Annotated in this window: 17 protein-coding genes; 10 read left to right on the plus strand and 7 right to left on the minus strand. The window is 54.7% G+C overall.

Annotated elements, in window-relative coordinates; all coding sequences use genetic code 11:
- Positions 1–28: 28 nt before the first annotated feature.
- Positions 29–1,501, minus strand: coding sequence for an NAD-dependent succinate-semialdehyde dehydrogenase (locus GGR95_RS00185; protein WP_184561572.1), 1,473 nt, complete (start codon positions 1,499–1,501; stop codon positions 29–31).
- Between the two features lie 81 nt (positions 1,502–1,582).
- Here GGR95_RS00185 and GGR95_RS00190 point away from each other — a divergent pair, with 81 nt between their 5' ends.
- The 8 genes from GGR95_RS00190 to GGR95_RS00225 all read left to right on the plus strand — a co-directional run bounded on the left by GGR95_RS00190 (position 1,583) and on the right by GGR95_RS00225 (position 9,893).
- Positions 1,583–2,374, plus strand: a complete 792-nt coding sequence (locus GGR95_RS00190) for an alpha/beta hydrolase (RefSeq protein WP_184562727.1) — start codon at positions 1,583–1,585, stop codon at positions 2,372–2,374.
- A 143-nt stretch (positions 2,375–2,517) separates the two neighbouring features.
- Complete coding sequence (locus GGR95_RS00195) at positions 2,518–3,594, plus strand: coiled-coil domain-containing protein (protein WP_184561574.1); 1,077 nt, start codon at positions 2,518–2,520, stop codon at positions 3,592–3,594.
- Between the two features lie 54 nt (positions 3,595–3,648).
- On the plus strand, positions 3,649–4,767 hold the full coding sequence (locus GGR95_RS00200) for a hypothetical protein (protein WP_184561576.1): 1,119 nt from the start codon (positions 3,649–3,651) through the stop codon (positions 4,765–4,767).
- 22 nt (positions 4,768–4,789) lie between these two features.
- Entirely contained in the window at positions 4,790–6,724 is a 1,935-nt protein-coding gene (locus GGR95_RS00205; RefSeq protein WP_184561577.1) for an AAA family ATPase, read from the plus strand.
- On the plus strand, positions 6,721–7,614 hold the full coding sequence (locus tag GGR95_RS00210; protein WP_184561579.1) for a hypothetical protein: 894 nt from the start codon (positions 6,721–6,723) through the stop codon (positions 7,612–7,614). The genes GGR95_RS00205 and GGR95_RS00210 overlap by 4 nt, the downstream gene beginning before the upstream one ends.
- On the plus strand, positions 7,611–8,978 hold the full coding sequence (locus tag GGR95_RS00215; RefSeq protein ID WP_184561581.1) for a DUF6638 family protein: 1,368 nt from the start codon (positions 7,611–7,613) through the stop codon (positions 8,976–8,978). Before GGR95_RS00210 ends, GGR95_RS00215 begins: the two co-directional genes overlap by 4 nt.
- 3 nt (positions 8,979–8,981) lie before the next feature.
- Positions 8,982–9,248: a hypothetical protein gene (locus GGR95_RS00220; protein ID WP_184561583.1), complete on the plus strand. Its 267-nt coding sequence runs from the start codon at positions 8,982–8,984 to the stop codon at positions 9,246–9,248.
- Positions 9,249–9,260: 12 nt separating this feature from the next.
- The gene (locus GGR95_RS00225; RefSeq protein WP_425506357.1) at positions 9,261–9,893 is read left to right on the plus strand and encodes a DUF1523 family protein; all 633 of its coding nucleotides are present in this window, start codon (positions 9,261–9,263) and stop codon (positions 9,891–9,893) included.
- Positions 9,894–9,968: 75 nt separating this feature from the next.
- Here GGR95_RS00225 and GGR95_RS00230 read toward each other — a convergent pair whose 3' ends face one another.
- Both GGR95_RS00230 and GGR95_RS00235 read right to left on the minus strand, forming a co-directional pair.
- On the minus strand, positions 9,969–10,349 hold the full coding sequence (locus tag GGR95_RS00230) for an HIT domain-containing protein (RefSeq protein WP_184561585.1): 381 nt from the start codon (positions 10,347–10,349) through the stop codon (positions 9,969–9,971).
- Between the two features lie 12 nt (positions 10,350–10,361).
- A complete protein-coding gene (locus tag GGR95_RS00235; protein ID WP_184561587.1) occupies positions 10,362–11,939 on the minus strand; it encodes a DUF5928 domain-containing protein in 1,578 nt (525 codons plus the stop codon).
- 146 nt (positions 11,940–12,085) lie between these two features.
- On the opposite strand from GGR95_RS00235, the gene GGR95_RS00240 reads away from it, so the two are divergent.
- Positions 12,086–12,904, plus strand: coding sequence for a sulfotransferase family protein (locus tag GGR95_RS00240; protein ID WP_184561589.1), 819 nt, complete (start codon positions 12,086–12,088; stop codon positions 12,902–12,904).
- A gap of 129 nt (positions 12,905–13,033) precedes the next feature.
- A complete protein-coding gene (locus tag GGR95_RS00245) occupies positions 13,034–13,729 on the plus strand; it encodes a fumarylacetoacetate hydrolase family protein (RefSeq protein WP_184561591.1) in 696 nt (231 codons plus the stop codon).
- Positions 13,730–13,775: 46 nt separating this feature from the next.
- Here GGR95_RS00245 and GGR95_RS00250 read toward each other — a convergent pair whose 3' ends face one another.
- From GGR95_RS00250 to GGR95_RS00265, 4 genes are all read right to left on the minus strand, one after another.
- On the minus strand, positions 13,776–14,366 hold the full coding sequence (locus GGR95_RS00250) for a DUF805 domain-containing protein (protein WP_184561593.1): 591 nt from the start codon (positions 14,364–14,366) through the stop codon (positions 13,776–13,778).
- A 70-nt stretch (positions 14,367–14,436) separates the two neighbouring features.
- Entirely contained in the window at positions 14,437–15,813 is a 1,377-nt protein-coding gene (locus GGR95_RS00255) for a tetratricopeptide repeat protein (RefSeq protein WP_184561595.1), read from the minus strand.
- Positions 15,810–16,610, minus strand: a complete 801-nt coding sequence (locus GGR95_RS00260; RefSeq protein WP_184561597.1) for an alpha/beta fold hydrolase — start codon at positions 16,608–16,610, stop codon at positions 15,810–15,812. The genes GGR95_RS00255 and GGR95_RS00260 overlap by 4 nt, the downstream gene beginning before the upstream one ends.
- Positions 16,597–17,592 carry a P1 family peptidase gene (locus GGR95_RS00265; RefSeq protein ID WP_184561599.1) on the minus strand — a complete coding sequence of 332 codons (996 nt, stop codon included), beginning with the start codon at positions 17,590–17,592 and terminating at the stop codon, positions 16,597–16,599. The genes GGR95_RS00260 and GGR95_RS00265 overlap by 14 nt, the downstream gene beginning before the upstream one ends.

Raw genomic sequence — 17,592 nt, forward strand, 5'->3', positions numbered from 1 at the left:
TACAGATGCCCTTATTTTTAAAGGTATATCACACACTCATGCAGATGTATTTCATTTCCAGATAGTCTTCGATGCCGTGGTGGCTGCCTTCGCGGCCAAGACCGGATTGCTTTACACCACCGAAAGGTGCCAGCTCGGTTGAGATGATACCCGTGTTCACGCCTACGATGCCGTACTCCAGTGCTTCGGCTACCTTGTAAACGCGGCTGAGGTCTTTGGCGTAGAAATAGCTAGCGAGGCCAAAGATCGTGTCGTTTGCCATGGCAATGACATCGTCTACGGTGTCGAATTTGAACAGCGGTGCAAGCGGGCCAAAGGTCTCTTCTTGGGCTACGGCCATGTCTTGGGTCACGCCAGTCATGATTGTCGGCGCAAGGAAGTTGCCGCTCATCGTGCCATCGCCACCCACCAGCACGGTTGCGCCTTTGGATTTCGCGTCCTCGATATGCTCTTTGACCTTTTCGCCTGCGGCGGGATTGATCAGCGGCCCAAGGGTGACACCTTCTTCAAAGCCATCACCAACTTTGAGGTTTTCTACGGCTGTCAGCAATTTTGCAGCGAAGGCGTCATAGACCCCTGCCTGTACATATATGCGGTTTGCGCAGACGCAGGTTTGGCCGTTGTTGCGGAACTTGCACAGGATCGCGCCTTCTACGGCGGCGTCTAGATCGGCGTCATCAAACACGATGAACGGCGCGTTGCCGCCCAGCTCCATGGAGCATTTCATGACCTGATCGGCAGCTTGCTTGAGCAGGATGCGACCCACTTCGGTAGAGCCTGTGAAGGTCAATTTGCGCACGGCGGGGTTTTCGCAGAACTCTTTGCCCACAGCAGAGGATGAGCTGGAAGGCAGTACGTTGAACACACCTGCGGGGATGCCCGCGCGTTCGGCCAGCACACCCATGACAATTGCGCTTAGCGGTGTTTCGGCGGCAGGACGGGCAACAAAGGCGCAGCCAGCAGCAAGTGCAGGGGCAGCTTTGCGGGTGATCATCGCGTTCGGGAAGTTCCACGGTGTGATGGAGGCCGCGACACCGATCGGCTGCTTGATCACGGTGATGCGTTTGTCGCGCTGGTGGCCCGGGATTGTCTCGCCGTAGATGCGTTTGGCTTCTTCGCCGAAGAATTCGATGAACGAGGCACCATAAGCGATTTCGCCTTTGGCTTCTGCCAGCGGTTTGCCTTGCTCGGCGGTCAGGATCGCACCCAGATCATCCTGATTTTCCATCATCAGGTCGAACCATTTACGCATGACTGCGGCACGTTCCTTGCCAGTCCATGCGGCCCATTCCTTTTGCGCGGTTTCTGCCTGCGCGATGGCACCTGCAACCTGTGCGCGGCTCAGGTTTGCTACTTTGGCGATAATATCGCCACGCGCTGGGTTGGTCACATCAAATGTGCCGTCTTCGCCATCCACCCATTTGCCGCCGATATAGGCGCGGGTTTCCAGCAGGCTGGGGTCTTTTAGCATGGATTTAAGGTCTGTTATGGACGCAGTCATGTGCATTCTCCTTGAATTCGTCTGGGAACCCAAAGCAACAATGGGTATGATTGTCCAGTTCACATTGAGAGGATCCGCATGATGAAGCTGGATGATGCTTATGCTAATGGCACATATATTGAAGGCGCGGATGGTTTTCCGCCGCGTTGGGAGGCGGACGCCAAGGCTTTCCGCGAGGGGCTAGGTGCGCGTGCGCAGCAGGGTGTGTCTTATGGGCCATCTGACCGGCAGGTGTTTGATATCTTTCAGCCCGAGGGTGTATCGCGGGGCACGGTCATCTTTGTGCACGGCGGATATTGGAAGGCATTTGACGCCTCTTCTTGGTCTCATTTGGCGGCGGGTGCCTTGGCGCGGGGTTGGGCTGTGGCGATGCCAAGCTATGATTTATGCCCCGATGTGCGCATAGCAGATGTTACACGGCAGATTGCTGCTGCTATCACGCGAATCTCTGATCGAACCTTTGGCCCCTTGGCCCTGGCGGGGCATTCGGCGGGGGGGCATCTGGTGTGTCGCATGACTGATCCGCTGATTCTTCCTTCTGAAATACGGGAGCGGATCAAACAGGTCGTGGCTATTTCGCCGCTCGGGGATCTTGCACCGTTGATGGATACCTCGATGAACGAGGTTTTGCGGATTGATGCCGCCGAAGCACAGGCTGAAAGCCCTGTGAACATGGCGCCGCCGCATGGTTTGGACCTGAGCATTTGGGTGGGCGGCGATGAGCGTCCTGCGTTTTTGGAGCAAGCCGAGCAATTGGCACGCACATGGGGCGCACGCCGTGTTGTCGAGGAAGGTAAACACCATTTTGATGTGATTGACGGCTTGTTGGACTCTGATGGCCCGATGGTGAAGGCGCTGTTGGGGCTTAAGTAAGCCGGTTCAATATGTGGCTTGGAGGTTGAGGCTTTATTTTGCCTCCAAGCTTTGCGAAAGTTGATGAAAGACCTGATCTGAGGGATGTAAATATCATTTACATTGCTTATATTTTTAAAAAGTAAACAAAAGCGGAGATCTACATGGCTAATCTTGATGCGCAGGTTCGCGAATCTCAGGCACAAGTTGCTGAGGCGCAAGGTAAAATTGCGGAGCTGACCAGCCGGATTGAAACGGCGCGTGCAAAAATCAATGCAGGTGATGCCGCAGAAATTGATATTGAAAGCGCCTCGCTTGAGGATGTGCATAACCACACCGAAGTCATGAACGCGAACATCGCCGAGCTGATTATGGGGCTGGATGATGTCACCGCTGGATTTAGCCGTGATTTTGATGAAATGCGTTCCAAGACAGGTTGGGAAAGCGTTGTCGGGATTTTCTCTTCTGCCAAAGCGGATAGCATGCGGCAAGAGCGGGTGCGCAGCGCCAGCATTGACGATAAGCTGCAAGACCTGATCGCGAAATCCGATACGATTGTGCAGCTGCTCGAAGGGCAGTTGGCGGTGTTGGAAGAGCAGAAAACCAAGGTCGAAGCGAACCTTGTTGAAACGCTGGATGATAGAGAAATGACCGTGGCCGAGCTTGAAGCGCTGCGCCGTGACATTGGGGCGATGGACCCTGAAATCATCAAGCTGGAAAATGCGATTGCGTCAGAAGTGGATGCCGCCAAACGCACCGCCTTTGAAACACAATTGGCTGAGGCCAACAGCCGCTATAATGCGATGGTGCAAGAGGAGCAGGTCAAGCTGGCCAAATCCCAGACGCTGGAGCGCTATATCGAAAAGGGCAAAACCTGGGTTGATAGTTTGCAGAACCAAGCGGCGACGCAGATGGTGTTGATCAACAAGTTGCAGACAGACACCAAGCAGCGTGTGGTTCTGTATGATGCGTTGACCAAATCCTTGAAAACCGCGCAACAGCAAGATGTAGCCCACCGGATCAACGAGATCGGCGTGAAAACTGACCAAGAAGCGCAATCTGCCATGGCTGGCATTGGTGCCGCGACCACGGCGCGTATGGCCGAGATGATGGAAAAGCACGAGGACCACATGGTTTTTGCGCGTGAGGTGTTGGAGCAGAAAGCCAAAGCAGATGAGCGTTTTGCGCGACGTTTCCAGACAATTATCGAAAAGCACGACAGCAATGCGTATGGGGAGTGATGCACCTGAAAGCTCGCGTGTCACGCTTTGCTGTGTCATCGGGTTGATCGCCAAATGATTGATCCCGCCGCCAGCCACTACGACCTGAAAGACACCTTCGCCAGCCGCAGGTATTTCGCCAAGTTCCAAGCCATCATGCAGCATATGCTGCGTGTGGCGGGGGTGATGGAAGCTGAGGGGCAATTGAGCCGTGATGAGGTCACGATCCTTGCGCGTTATGCCTCTAGCCTGACCTACACGTTTCGGGCGCTCAGTTGGAAGTATCTGCTGGTCGGGCGGGAAACGGGCCGGTTCTTTGGCTCGCTTACCGTTGATGGCCAAGACAGCGGTTTTCCTGTGGCGGCAGAGCTGATGAGCATGGCCAATGACGCGCAAAATGCGCAGAGCCATCTGGCGTCTATGCCTTCGGTTGAGGTGCATAAAGACAAGATGGTGCAGGCGATCCTGAGCGATCGGAGCATCCCGACAAAGCTGCAATTCAGTCTCTCGCAAAGGCTCTATTACGAGGAATTGTTGAAGGGCGAACTGTTTTGGGTGCGCAATGATCCAGAGGCGGAATGGTTGGGCGAGGTTGGTAAACGGCGCAGATACCGGCTGCATTGGGCGACCTATGACAGTCAGGTGAACTTGCCGGTGATATACATGATGGAGCTTGAGGATTCTGGCCGTGAAGCGTTGCCGCGTGATGCGCAGCGTTGGCCCGAAGTGCAGGCCCATCTGAGTGCACAGGCGCTGGGCGGGTTGAAATTGGTTACCATCGCCCGTGGTTTTGACGAGGATTTTTCTGACCTACACCCCAAACGTCTGCGCCGCTTTCATCTGGGACCGATGTATAGCCATGCCTACACACGCCAGAACGGTCCGCTGCGCGATGTCTTGGCCGAAGCCAAGGCACCTGACGGGCAGGATTGGGCGATGGTCTGGACCGAAGAAGAATTGCTTTCGGACCACGTGATAGCAGAAAAAGCCGGATGGTTTTCGACGGTCGAGCGCGAGATTTTTGCGCTGGACCCGATGGAAGGGCATTTGCCCGACATGGGCGCCACCTATGCGACCCGTAGCATCATCCTGCCGCAGCGCCCTTATCAGGTGCTGGAAGAACATAATCCGCCCGGTTTTACGGGTGTGCGCAAATTTGTGGTCAGCCCCTCGGGGCGGGTTTTGCGGTATTAAAATTTAAAGAGGAACGCGTGAGATGAGCCAGACTTCCGATCAAATGGAACTTCGCGAAGAAGACATTATTAAACATATCGCGATGGCGCAGTCCTTGATTGAGGGGTTTGACCATGCGCCACGGATCGGCAAAGGCAGCGATGCGCCAGCGCAGGAACGCTCAAACGGTATCGGCACGCGGCGGCGGTTTAGGTCTACGACGCCGGGGTTGGTGACGCAGCGGCGCACGGCATCTGGTGCTGTGCAGTTGATTGCGCGGGTTGAGGGCGCGGATGGGGATGACGCGCTGATGTCGCCCCTGCAATCCACGGTGCTGCATGGCATCCGCCGCGCAATTGCGATTGCTTTGGCCGTGGCCGAGAATTTTGCCGAACAGTCCAGTTTGGGTGACCTGAAACGCGCCAATCTGGAAGGGTCACTGCCTGCCACCCGCAAAGCGGAGTTTTCCGAGCTGTTGGCGGCTGAGGCTTTGGTGACGCTTTATGTCTTTGGCAATGCGGCAGCCTATCTGCTGTCTTCGCATCTGTCCGAAACCACGGTTGAAGTGGGTGATGTTGAGGAAGTTTTAACGGATAACGGGCAAACTGCCCTGCACGGTGCGTTGTGGGAATTGGACCAAGACATCGCCGCCCATGCACAAGACGACGCGCGGCTGGTGGCCACGGTCAGCGCCTTTGCCGAGGCGTTGATGGAGAAGGTTGCTTTGCGCGCTGGTACGGCCCCACGGCTGGAGGCCTTTGCCAATGCCGCGTGGCATGTGGAGGCGGATGATTTCACCGTGCGCGGGTTTAGCCCCGCGTCAAAGGCGAAATCATCAACCCTGACCATGACGTTTAAGAAACCGAACGAAGTGGTGGGCAACCACATCGCCAAATATCAGTCCATGAAACTGGCCAAGATGCTGATGGCCTATGATTTTGACCGCAAGCTGAACCCCTTTGCCGAATTGGGCGGGTTTATCTTTACCTTTATGGGCGACGGTGCACCGGGGACGGGTAAGACGACGCTGATCCAGATGATGGCGGGGCTGATCTCGGACTACTGCGGGAATGCGGGGTATCCGTTTCGCTATCAAAACCTGAGCACCGATAACATCGACAGCTATCAGGGCAAATCGGGCCAGAATGCCAAAGCATTTATCAACAATGTGATTGATCCGTCGGTCATCGGCTTTGGCACCATTGACGATATTGACCAACTGGCGGGTAAACGCGGTGATCGCCAATCCAGCGCGGGGCAGTTGGAGATTACTGCCGTCCTGATGGAGAGTTTCGCAGGCGCGAATACAGTTGTGCGCGGGAATTGTACGTTCGGGATGTTCTCGAACTATCCTGAAAACGTCGATGACGCCCTGCGCCAACGGGCGGGAGCGCGGTTCCTTGTGGATGGGCCGCAAACGCGTGAGGATTACGTGGATATCCTCTATCTGTTGATGGGCAAAAACCATGCGATCCCGCTGGGTGATCACGAGGTATTTGAGGCGCAAGCGATCAAAAAGGCGGTTGCCGCATCGTTTGAAGGCCATTCGCGCCCGCATGAGGCGGGGCTGGTGAAAGTCTATGACGCCGTGTGCGGCACCGTGGGTGAATTGGACACAATCAACAAATTGGGTACCTATCTGAAAGCGATCCAAGAGGCCGATCCGCGGTTCACAGGCCGCGCGATCAAGAACATCACCGACGCGGTCAAGGTCCGCGCGATGGATTTCGAACTGCCCGATGAATGGATGGAGCAGCCTGACCTGTTTTTGTTCAAGGATTATGACGCCAAAAAAGCGATGATCGAAGATATGCGCCAGCCGATCACGGTGGAGATGGTGGTGCAGGAGATCAACCGCTACGCGGATTCCGAGTTCCGCTATGCCGATAAGTCGGATGAGGTGGCGATTGAGAACATGGTCCGTGACTTTGGGCGGAATGAAGAGGCTAAGAAGCGGTATTTGGGAGAGCGCGGGTGAATTGGTATGGCATTTCAATAACGGCTGAAGCTCTGGTTCAACTTGTACTCTTTCTTGGTCTAGGATTTGCTTTTGTCAAATTTGAGAATCCAAAAAAAATTCGGATCAGAGCAAAGGCTCGACTTCGTGTGTTGCGAGGTCAAGATCCATTATTCAAGTTTGGGATTCTTGGGTCTTTGATGACCTTTGTGTTGATATTTTTTGTCTACGGAACTCCCTACTGCAACGAGAATGGCAAATGTGTTACAAAGCTAACAAGGCTTATGGAAAGTTCACCGAACGAGGTTGGAGATGCATTGGCTGGTGTTGCTAGTACCCTCGCTTTTTTGTGGATTATTTTGACTGTCATGATGCAATCGAGAGAGTTGAAGGCTCAACGATCCGAATTGCAACTGACTAGGGAGGAACATAAAAGGCAACGCCTGATTTCTAAATCAAGTCTGGCCTCGATAGAGCATGATAGCCTAATGCGAGATCAGCAAGAAGCTTTGCGGCACTTTGAAGCGTTATTGTATGAGTTCATATACGCAGTTGAGTGGTATCGGAGACGCCGTCCATTTTGCAAATGGCTCTTTGGTAGAGAGGGACAAACACCGACACAGAAACAGGGTTTGGAACTGACGGAAATTGTTTTAAACCTTTTCTTCCATATTAGGAAACGCAAGGGGCGCGTCGATAAAGGTTCACATTGGGATGGTCCTGAAACGACGCTTGATTGGAGCATGTTTCTAACAATGCTTGACGAGATTATCGCTTTGGAAGATCAACTTTCTTCATACGGTAAGGCACAAATTCGAATTTCACGACTAAAACAAACGCAAAAATTTCTTTTGGATGTCAGTGAAAATCCGAAAAAATGGGCCAGCCAAGAAGGGTGGGCTAATCCATGAACCGCCTCATCCGCGCCGGCCTGATGTTCGGCAATCTCTTCCACGTCCATTCGCCCGCCTTGGTGGAACGCTATAACCGTGCGCTTTTGCACCTTACGGGCAAGCGCACTGAACTCACCGATTTCTACATCGACATTTCCGGCTATTCGCCCGAAGTGGGGGATGAGTTAGGTGATCCGCTGTATCTGAACCACAAAGGTGTGAACCGTCAGTTTATTTTGCTGAGTGTGGAGCAGCGCACGGCGCCGTTGTTGAACACAAAATTCTCGACTTCGAAAACCATTTTGCAAGACTTTATCGGGCAAAATGAAGCGGCGTTGTTTGCCCTGACGGCGAAGGATGCGGTGGCGGGGGAGTTGGTGAACTCGGTCTATGATGTATCCACCGCTGCGCGGCTGTTTGATATTCGCCGGATCACGGTTGATGCGGATACCACGGGCGGCACGGTAAAAGACGCGGCCAAGCTGGCCGAGATGGTGGACAACTTTCGCGAGAGTGAGAGCGGCTGGTACGACGATGTGCTGATTGCGCAGATGATCGACCTTGCGGGCAAGACAGGCGATGTGGTGCGTAACCCCGTCAGCCTGAAAGCCATGAGCTTTGATCAGCGCAATTTCTGGACGGCGCATTTTGGCGGGCTTTATGTGTTCCAAGACGTGGCGCACCCTGCGGTGATCGCCCCTGCGGGCAAGGATGGGCTGGACGATCTGCCGTTGAAATACGTGTTTGACGCCAGCCAGCGTAACAATATCGCGCAGTTCTTTCAGTTGAACGGGCTGACCCAGACGATATTGGAAGCACGCGGGATCAAATCGGCGGCGATCCTGAGGCAGAAGATGGATTTTATATTGATTGACGCGGTGGCGGATCAGGGCGTGGACCTGACGGGCCTGACCCGCGCCGATCTGCGGCGCCTTGCGCGGGAGCATTCCGATATTCTGCCACCCGAATTCCACACGCTGGGGCAATTGGTGAATTGGGCGGAAAATGGCGGTGCTTTCCCGAATGTGGACAGCAGCAGCCCCGTGTATTTCTATACGCTACGGGCGGCGGATACGCCTGATGCGCCGCTGGTGAATATGCTGCTGGCCGAGTTGGCGCCCAAAGATATTCGCCAGTTGTTCATTTGCCACAAAGACCTGTTTTACGCGACTTATGCAGGCTGGCCCGACGCAAAACGTGCCTATGTTGCCGATTTTCTGGAACGCGAGTACAAAGTAGATAAGGCGGGTGTGCGTGACGCATTGTTCGGGCATGAGCCTGCGTTGGAGGTGCCGCCGCTGCCGCGTAAAGGGAAAAAGCCGCCCCCCGTCCCCCAGCGCATCGCGCCTGTCGGGCCATGGGGCAAGGCAAAGAGGAGGTAGCGGATGTTCGCACTTGCACGGCTGATGGTTGTGGGTTTTATCGTTTTGACGGTGATCTATGTCTGTCTGTCGCTCTATTCCCGCGCGGTCCGCAAGGGCAAGCTGCGCGCAGAATGGCTGGAGGGGCCGCAAGACCAGACGCTGGACGAGTTTCTGGACGAGGGGCTGGAGGACTATGACAGCTCGCTGCGACGCAAATTGATCCTGTCGGTCTATGTTATTCCTGTGATCCTTGTGTCAGTGATCATTTATCTTACGAATTTTGCCTGAAAAGGGTTTTACATGCTGAGTCTTCTACGTTGGGCGTTCTGGATCACTGTTTGGGTGCTGGTTGCCGGGTTCTTTCACTATACGTTGCCGCAAACAGATATTGTGCGGATCACGGATACCTATGAAAAACGCCAAGACTTCGGGGAAAACTCGATCTTTTGGGCGCAGGCCGATGTGGGGACGGATGGTACGGTGCTAAACCGTGATGTGTTTTTCATCCAGACGCGCCGTGTGAGTGGCGGTGTGATGGTGTATCGCAACGAAGATACCGGCTGGGGCTGGCCGCCATATTTCAAATTCGACACCTCGAACCTACAGGCTGAAGCGGGTGATCTGAAATCAACCGAAGCGGCGCCGCGCTATGTTGCGATTAAGCATTATGGCTGGCGCAATGAATTCCTGACAATTTTCCCGAACGCGATTTCGGTGCGTGCTGTTGACGGACCAGATGCCAGCAAAGGTATTCCTTGGCTCAATATCATCATCCTGACGCTGTTCTTTGCGGTTGTTTATGGTGTTTGGGTGCGGTGGCGCAGATTTCGCAAGGCGCGGATTGATCCGACGTTAGAAGCGATTGAGGATGATTTTGCCGAGAAAACCAGCGCTGTCAGTAGTTGGTTTGGGACGTGGCGCAAAAAGAAATAGCGCCAGAGTATCGGAAAATAAAAGAGCCGGGGCTGTGTGCAGCTCCGGCTCTTGTCGTTTCGGAGGTGGATAATATTAGGCTTTTGGCTGAACCATCCGGCCCATGCTGCGACCACCCAAGATATGCACGTGCAGGTGCGGTACTTCTTGTACGCCGTGTTCCCCTGCGTTGCTGATCATGCGGAACCCGTCGTTGGCATCTAGGGTGACACCTTCCATACGGCAGACTTCACCGATGGCGCGGGTGTAATCAACGATTTCGGCATCACTGGCCGCCGCTGCAAAGTGATCATAGCTGATGTAGGGGCCTTTGGGGATCACCAAGACATGTGTCGGCGCTTGCGGATAAAGATCGCGAAAGGCCAATGTGTGTTCTGTCTCTAACACGGTGGTATTCGGGATTTCGCCCCGTAGGATTTTGGCAAAAATGTTCTGATCGTCATAGCTGTAACCCATCGGGAATGCTCCTTAGTCGATGAATAGATATTCAGTGCTGGTTATCTCATGCGCTTTTTCATGGGTCACCCCCAGAAATTCCGCTAATTCGCTCGCATTTCTGTCGGTGGATGCGCTTTCACGAAGGCGGGAGTGGTGTTCAAAGTGGCTATCGCGGATTGCGTCGCTCTCAAACACCATGTCATTGCGGATTGTAGGCAAAAGCCGTCTGAGCGTTTCTCTTGATGTTTGATCCCCCGCAAGGCCTACGCGCATGGCATGGCCAATCAGGTAATCATCTGAAAAGTGGCAGTCAATTTCTAGAATACGCGTTGTTGATCTGTCGGCGGCGAAATCTTCTAGCAAGTCCAGATTGCCGGGATCCATGCACACTATTAAACGGTCTGTTTCAAAGTAATCAAACAGCATCCGCATCAACGCGCGGCGGTGCCGTGTGCGTTTGCCCAATGTCTTTTCAATGCCACCTAGGGCGGGCAGGGGGGTGTCCTCTTCGTTGAAAACATATTCCAAGGCGGGGACATTGGTAACCTGCCGGATGCGTTCCAGAACCCGCTTGGCCACATGCCATTTTTTACACACAACAATCAGCATTTCACGTTCGCGGCCAAGGGTGCTTTCTGTTTCCCAAAAACGTGTTGAGAAACGCCGCCCGATGCGGCCCCGTCCTGTTAGGAACTTGTACAGGTTGCGCCCTTCGTTGCTGATCTGGAACGCCACATTCTTGGCCGAGTAAAGTAACCCCAGACGACGTTTGAGATCACGTGCATCTGCGCTGATTTTTCGGGCGAAAAGATAATCCTGACTGACCAGTAAGTCATAGTGATCATTGTGGAATGTGACGGGCATTCCGTAATCTGTGAACATCAAAAATGTCAGGGTACGGGTGCGGATTTCATTCTTGGGTACAATGTGGGGAACCAGCGTTTGAAAGAATGTTTCATCCGGAATCCATGTTGTCCGGAAGAACCGAATAACATCGCGGCGCTTTTTACAAAACTCTAAAAGGGTTTCAATGGTTTGGCGGCGTAGGCACCACCACTGGCTGCCAATCTGCACCTGAATATCGCTTGGAATTTTTCTGGTAAGGCCAAGGCGCTTTTGGAGATGAAACATTCCGTAGAACAGCTTTTTCTGGGTGCGTTCATTAAACCAGTGCCGATAAATCAGCCTTTCTTTTGTCCAGCCGGTTTTGATCCAGTCGCTGTTGAAGTAATCAAAACTTTCAATAAAGTCGGCTTCGTTATCGTCTAGAAACTGATGGGTGTATTCAGCGGATTTAATGGCCATGCAATCGCCGGACAGCATGTAGAAATGCGTGGCCCGCGGAAATGCCTTTACCGCGGCTTCGACTGCATAGAGGGTTGCTTGGACCAACGACCATTCCCCCCAGCCACATCGAATGCGTTTCTGAGCAAAAGTCACGTTCGGGTTACTGATGAGGGCGTCACGAATGGTTTGGTATAATGCAGGGTCGGCGCTGGCATCGAAATGGATCGACATGTAGTCGCCCACAGCTGTTAACCGCTCCGCCTGCTTGATGATGGCGTCGGTGTCTTTATGGCATAGAAGTATGTAGGCGATCCGAGCCATTCAAAAAAACCATTCACTCTAAATTTAGATATACTGGTTACCTAGATAATGGTGAACACAGATTGAATAAACCGTAATAATTTGCTTTTGTGTCGAGAAAGCTGTCCCGAGAGGCGGCATCATAGTATGAGCAGGAGTTATGTACCATGGGTTTCCCCGGAACTTGGATGACGGAAAGTGAAAGCGTGGTGTACCGCGTGGTGCCCAAATGTGCCTGTTCGACCATTGGTCAGATCATGTTTTATTCAGATCATGGTACGTTTTTCGATGGTGATATCCATGATGCCAAGGCGGGACTGCATAAGTGGGCGTTGGATCACAGCCAAGAACCGATCACGCGAAATGTGCAGAATAATAGCTCCTACTCCTTCACCTGTGTTCGCAACCCTTACACGCGGATTCTGAGTTCGTTCTTTGATAAAATATGTGGCATCCAGCGGAATGGTAAAAGATACCGTGGCAATTTGGTACCACTTTTGATCCAGAAATACGGGATTGAGGTGGGCGGTGACGACGGCAAACAAGAGTTTGACCAGATCGCCAGCTTCCGCCGCTTCTTGTTGTTCACGCGTGACACCATTCGCTGGCGCCGCCCGATGGACCCGGACATCCACTGGTCTGGTATGTCTGGCCACGTCAGCACCTTCATCGCGAATGGTGGTAAATACGATAAAATCATCTGGACCGAGAGCTTTAACGAAGGCATGCGCGAGGTGCTGGATGCAATCGAGACGCCCCATGCTATTGATCTCGCCGAAATCCCGCGTTTCAACGAAAGCGAAGGCCACGGGCCCAAACGTGCGCATCCGGTTGAGGACTATTTTGACGATCTTTCGATGCATCTGGTCTATGAAATCTACAAACGGGATTTCAATCTGTTCAAGTATGATTTTGAAAACCCCGGCAATAAGATGCCTGTTGGAGAAATTGATCTGGATGAAGTTCACGCCAAACTGGGCGATTGAGCGCGATAGGGTCGCTTGTTAGATGATGGGGCGCTGAAAAGACAGCGCCCCGTTAGGATGGCTGGACAATTCTGGCGGGCTTTGGTCTAGTTTTTCAAATGCTCAATCCCAGCTGAAAGGTCCCTTTTTATGGCTTATGTTTTCTCGCCTCCCTCCCAAGCAAGCCTTGCTGTGCAAGGCAGCGATGCACGGTTTCCCGTGCGCCGTATTTTCTGCGTTGGCCGCAATTATGAGGCACATGCGCGTGAGATGGGCAATGATCCTGACCGCGAGCCACCCTTTTTCTTTACCAAACCTGCGGATGCGGCTTGTGATACGCCGTGCACAATCCCTTATCCGTCACTGACAAACGATCTGCACCATGAGATCGAGTTGGTGATTGCGATTGGCAAAGGTGGTGCCAACATCAAAGCAGCGGATGTGATGGATCACATCTGGGGTGCTTCTGTTGGGATTGACCTGACGCGCCGTGATTTACAGGCCGACGCCAAACAAACCCGCCGCCCGTGGGATTGGTCCAAAGCGTTTGACCTCAGCGCGCCCATTGCGCCGATCAAGCCGATTGCAGAGGTGCCAAGTCTGATGCAAGGCCGTATCTGGCTGGCGGTGAACGGTAAACTGCGTCAAGATTCGGATATCGGTGAGCTGATCTGGTCAGTCGCGGATCACATCGCCACCCTAAGTGAAGGTATGACCCTTGCGCCGGGTGATCTGGTGATGACAGGCACACCCGCAGGTGTTGCAGCGCTGGTAGAAGGCGATGTGGTGACAGGCGGTGTTGATGGGATCGCCACACTTGAAGTCACAATCGGCCCGCGCAGATAAATGGAACGGGGGCCGCTGTATGGCCCCCGTTCCTATTTCGACTAACCTAGCGGCGCGGCGGCATGCCCCATTGGTTCGGCTCTTCTTGGGTCGGGGTACAGTAAAAGACAATCAGGACAATCCAGCCGATAATCGGAATGAACATCAACAAAAGCCACCAACCCGAGCGCCCGATATCGTGAAGCCTGCGGATGGCGACGGCAATAGAAGGCAGGAATGTCACAAGTGAAGCGAGCGCATTGATCGCGCCGAATTCGCCCATGCCAAGCATGCCGTCAAGAAAACCCGTGCCAAGGCTAATAAGGATCGTCCACAGGGTCCACCACCAGTATTGCGAACGGGTAGAGCGGGTGCCGAAATCGACATAGCGGGAAAACCCGTCTTTCAGCGCGCCCACAAAAGTATTGGCATCTTCGCTTGCAGGATCTTGGGCGTGGCTGACAGGGGCGCGTGGCGTGAGGGGCGGCGATCCAGCATCTGTGCCTGCGCGGCCATAAGGCAGCCAGTCTTCCATACCTTCTTGCCACACCAATGTGTCGCTGCGGATGGTGCCAGTGGCGACCAGATTGTCAAATTCGGATTGGCTGACTGGCCCGTGGGACGCGCCTTCAACCGCATAATACCATTGTGCACTCATGTTCGGTCTAAGCCTTTGTTAAGTTGTTTCGGTCTAAGCCTAACGCGGCTTGGCAAGTGCTGCAACGGTCTCAGTCGCCATAGGTGGTGCGGGTCTGTTCGGCGCGTGCCCGGGCCTCTTGGGCAAGGACAGGCAAGCCGGATTTGGCATAGATATCACCCAGCAGCAGGTTCAGCGGGACACCGTCAGGGTCATAGGTGCGGCGCATTTCCAGCACTTGTTGTGCTGCCGATGCGCGGCCATCTTGCACCAAAGCATCCAGATGGATTTGCTCAAACAGGTCACGCTGTGCATGACTGCCGCCACATTCTGCCATGCGCGGTAGGGCGCGGGACATGTCGGTTATGGTTGTGCTCCAGTCCCCTTTTGCATGGGCAAGGATGGCGGTCGCTGCGGGCAGGGCCACGTCACGCCATGCGATGTGGTCATGTTGGGAGGTGTCTTGGGCGCGGTCCCTAATGGCTTGCATCATCAAGACAGCCTCGGGTCTGTCCGTGCGGCATAGGGCATAGAGGTATTGCAAGGTCAAGAAAGGGCTGACCGTATCCGCACCGCGTTGCGCGATATGGTCGGCTACATCATCCCAGCGGTCGCCTACATCTACACCCGCAAATTCCATCCGTGCCAAAAGCGAAGCTGCGCCGACCTGATCTTGGGAATACTCTTTGGACAGCCCCCAAACGTGAGAGTCATAGGCGTTGCGTACGTCTTCGTGCCGCCCGAGGCTGAGGTAAAACAGCGCCAGATGCCACCAGTTGTGACTGTGCATGAAGCTGTTCAGCCCTGCCCAAGTATCGGCGACGCTTTCCATAAACGCGGCGCCTTCGGCAATGCGGCCTTGGGTCAGCATGACATGGGCAATCGCGTGATGCGCCCATGGTTCGTCCCGCCGTAAATTCATCGCATGGCGTGCGGCGGCTTCGGCGCGGTCAAGGAGGTGGCATTGTTCATAGCCAAAGGCGATCATACCGTGGGCGTAAGGAATATCGGCAGCGGCGGGTTGGGATTTAAGCGCAAGGCGGAGCATTCCTGCGGCATCGCCCAGATTGAACAGGTGATATTGCGCCAGCTTTAGCATCACCATATCGCGGGGATGGTCGGTGAGGGCGGTGTCGCAAATCTCAAGCAGTTTGGGTACATCGCCACTGATCCATGCAGCGGCGGCGTCTATGGCCAGCTCTTCGCGCGGCGTGGCTGTTGTGCGTGCGGCTTTGGCGCGCTCCAGATAGGGGCCCGCGTTTTGGGGCGCAATCGGGGCCTCCATAAACATCCACAACATTGCGGCATAAGCGTTGACCAAGGCGCACTCAGGATCTGCATCAGCGGCTGCGATGATGTCTGCCGCCTTGGGTTGATAGCTGAGAAAGCCGTGAATGAAATCATTGATGCCCTTCAGGGTATCAGGATTTTGGACGGTGACGGGCAAGCTGTAGAGGTCTTGGGTCATGGTTGGGCTTCCTCATGCTGGGCGATGAAATTGCACAGGTGATCGGCAACCGCATCCGGCGCGTCCCAATGCACGGAATGGCCTGCGCCCTCAATCAGATGCACAGGCAGATCGCCCAATGTTGGCGCAGCCAATGTGGCAGGCAAGATCAGATCATCCGCCGCCAAAATTGCTTGGGCGGGGCAGCGTAGGGTAGAAAGGGGATCAGGCGTATAGCCATCCAATGCGGCAATCTGGTGACCCATCGCCTGTGCGGTTTGCGCATAGGGATAGGCCAAAGAGGCAGCTGCCGCCTGCGCCACCATGCCTTCTACTTCGTAAATTGCGGGGGAAAACAGCCATGGGAACAGCGCATTCAACCATGCATCAGGCGCGGCGTTGCTTTCACGTATTGCCGAAAGCGCCTTGAATAGAGCCACATTACGCTCAAGCCGTAGGGGAGCGGCAGCAGCGAGGCTTAGGGTTTTGACCTGATCGGGGAAACCGCAGGCAAGGCGTAGCGCGATCATTCCGCCCAGCGAGTGACCCAAGACATGCGCGGGACCAAGCCCCAGATGCGTCAGCAGGGCCGCACAATCGGCGGCAAAGATGTCTACGCTGGCAGGGGCATCCCATGGGGTGGTCTGGCCTGTGGTACGGTTATCGGGGCGGATGACGGTGAAATCAGGCTCTAACAAGGGGACAAGCGGTGCCCAACTTGCGCTATCACTCATCATACCTGCGATCAAAAGTAGCGGAGGGCCGTCGCCAGACACTTCATAATGTTGCGAAATTCCGTCGTGGTTAAAGATCGGCATTGGCGGTTCTCCAGCAAGGCATGACATCCCCTGCGGCGGGGGTGGCGGCATATATTGCGCGGGCAATGGCACGGCTGAGGCAGAGCGCGGCGGCGTGGCCCGTCAGTAAAACATCTGCGGCGGGTTTGGCGGCTGTGCTAAGGGCAAAGACAAGATCACCGTCATTTGGTGTATGTGCAGGCACGCAGGCGCGTGCAATCCCGTCATGGGCGGCGGTGGCCACACGGTGGCATTCGGCCTTTGTTAGGGTCGCATCAGTGGCCACGATAGCGATGGTTGTGTTGGCGCGGGCTGACATGGCGTTCATCTTGCGGCTCTCTCGGCTGAGGCCCAGACCACTGGCCGGATCAGGGCCAAGCCCGCCAAATTCGCCGTTCATCTCAAACGGGGCGGCATAGAAATGACGATCACCGGGGGTGGTGACGGCGCCTACAGGGTTGGCGGCAACCAAGGCCGCAACCGTGCTGCCATCGGGTAACTGCAAAGACGCAGTGCCAAGCCCGCCTTTGAGCATCGCACTCAGAGCGCCAGTGCCTGCACCGATGGTGCCGATCTCGAACTCGGCTTGTGCATCACGGTAGGCGGCAAGCCCAAGGGCGCGGTAGGGATTATCGGCCCAATCTTTGTCACCTCCATTGAGCAGATCAAACAGGATCGCGCCCGGCACCAACGGGATTTGTGCATCGGCAATGCGAAACCCACGAGCATCGGCGCGCAGCCCGTCCACCACACCCGAGCAGGCATCCAGCCCATAAGCAGAGCCACCCGAGAGCACGAGCGCATCCACCGCCACAACGGATTTGTCAGGAGCCAGCAGATCCGTCTCGCGGGTGCCCGGTGCGCCGCCCATAACGGCGACAGAGGCCACAAACGGTTCATCCCCGACAACAACTGTAGTGCCTGACTTCAGCGTGGCGTCTTGCGCGTTGCCTACGCGCAAGCCTGCAATATCGCAAAGGCTATTTGTGGGGCCTGCTTGCAT

The sequence above is a fragment of the Sulfitobacter undariae genome (assembly GCF_014196805.1).
In the GTDB taxonomy this organism is placed as follows: domain Bacteria; phylum Pseudomonadota; class Alphaproteobacteria; order Rhodobacterales; family Rhodobacteraceae; genus Sulfitobacter; species Sulfitobacter undariae.

Bases quoted from the DNA above. Each gene is read 5' to 3' on its own strand.
- GGR95_RS00185 (WP_184561572.1), bottom strand. From the start codon at position 1,501: ATGACTGCGTCCATAACAGACCTTAAATCCATGCTAAAAGACCCCAGC.
- GGR95_RS00190 (WP_184562727.1), top strand. From the start codon at position 1,583: ATGAAGCTGGATGATGCTTATGCTAATGGCACATATATTGAAGGCGCG.
- GGR95_RS00195 (WP_184561574.1), top strand. From the start codon at position 2,518: ATGGCTAATCTTGATGCGCAGGTTCGCGAATCTCAGGCACAAGTTGCT.
- GGR95_RS00200 (WP_184561576.1), top strand. From the start codon at position 3,649: ATGATTGATCCCGCCGCCAGCCACTACGACCTGAAAGACACCTTCGCC.
- GGR95_RS00205 (WP_184561577.1), top strand. From the start codon at position 4,790: ATGAGCCAGACTTCCGATCAAATGGAACTTCGCGAAGAAGACATTATT.
- GGR95_RS00215 (WP_184561581.1), top strand. From the start codon at position 7,611: ATGAACCGCCTCATCCGCGCCGGCCTGATGTTCGGCAATCTCTTCCAC.
- GGR95_RS00220 (WP_184561583.1), top strand. From the start codon at position 8,982: ATGTTCGCACTTGCACGGCTGATGGTTGTGGGTTTTATCGTTTTGACG.
- GGR95_RS00225 (WP_425506357.1), top strand. From the start codon at position 9,261: ATGCTGAGTCTTCTACGTTGGGCGTTCTGGATCACTGTTTGGGTGCTG.
- GGR95_RS00230 (WP_184561585.1), bottom strand. From the start codon at position 10,349: ATGGGTTACAGCTATGACGATCAGAACATTTTTGCCAAAATCCTACGG.
- GGR95_RS00235 (WP_184561587.1), bottom strand. From the start codon at position 11,939: ATGGCTCGGATCGCCTACATACTTCTATGCCATAAAGACACCGACGCC.
- GGR95_RS00240 (WP_184561589.1), top strand. From the start codon at position 12,086: ATGGGTTTCCCCGGAACTTGGATGACGGAAAGTGAAAGCGTGGTGTAC.
- GGR95_RS00245 (WP_184561591.1), top strand. From the start codon at position 13,034: ATGGCTTATGTTTTCTCGCCTCCCTCCCAAGCAAGCCTTGCTGTGCAA.
- GGR95_RS00250 (WP_184561593.1), bottom strand. From the start codon at position 14,366: ATGAGTGCACAATGGTATTATGCGGTTGAAGGCGCGTCCCACGGGCCA.
- GGR95_RS00255 (WP_184561595.1), bottom strand. From the start codon at position 15,813: ATGACCCAAGACCTCTACAGCTTGCCCGTCACCGTCCAAAATCCTGAT.
- GGR95_RS00260 (WP_184561597.1), bottom strand. From the start codon at position 16,610: ATGCCGATCTTTAACCACGACGGAATTTCGCAACATTATGAAGTGTCT.
- GGR95_RS00265 (WP_184561599.1), bottom strand. From the start codon at position 17,592: ATGCAAGCAGGCCCCACAAATAGCCTTTGCGATATTGCAGGCTTGCGC.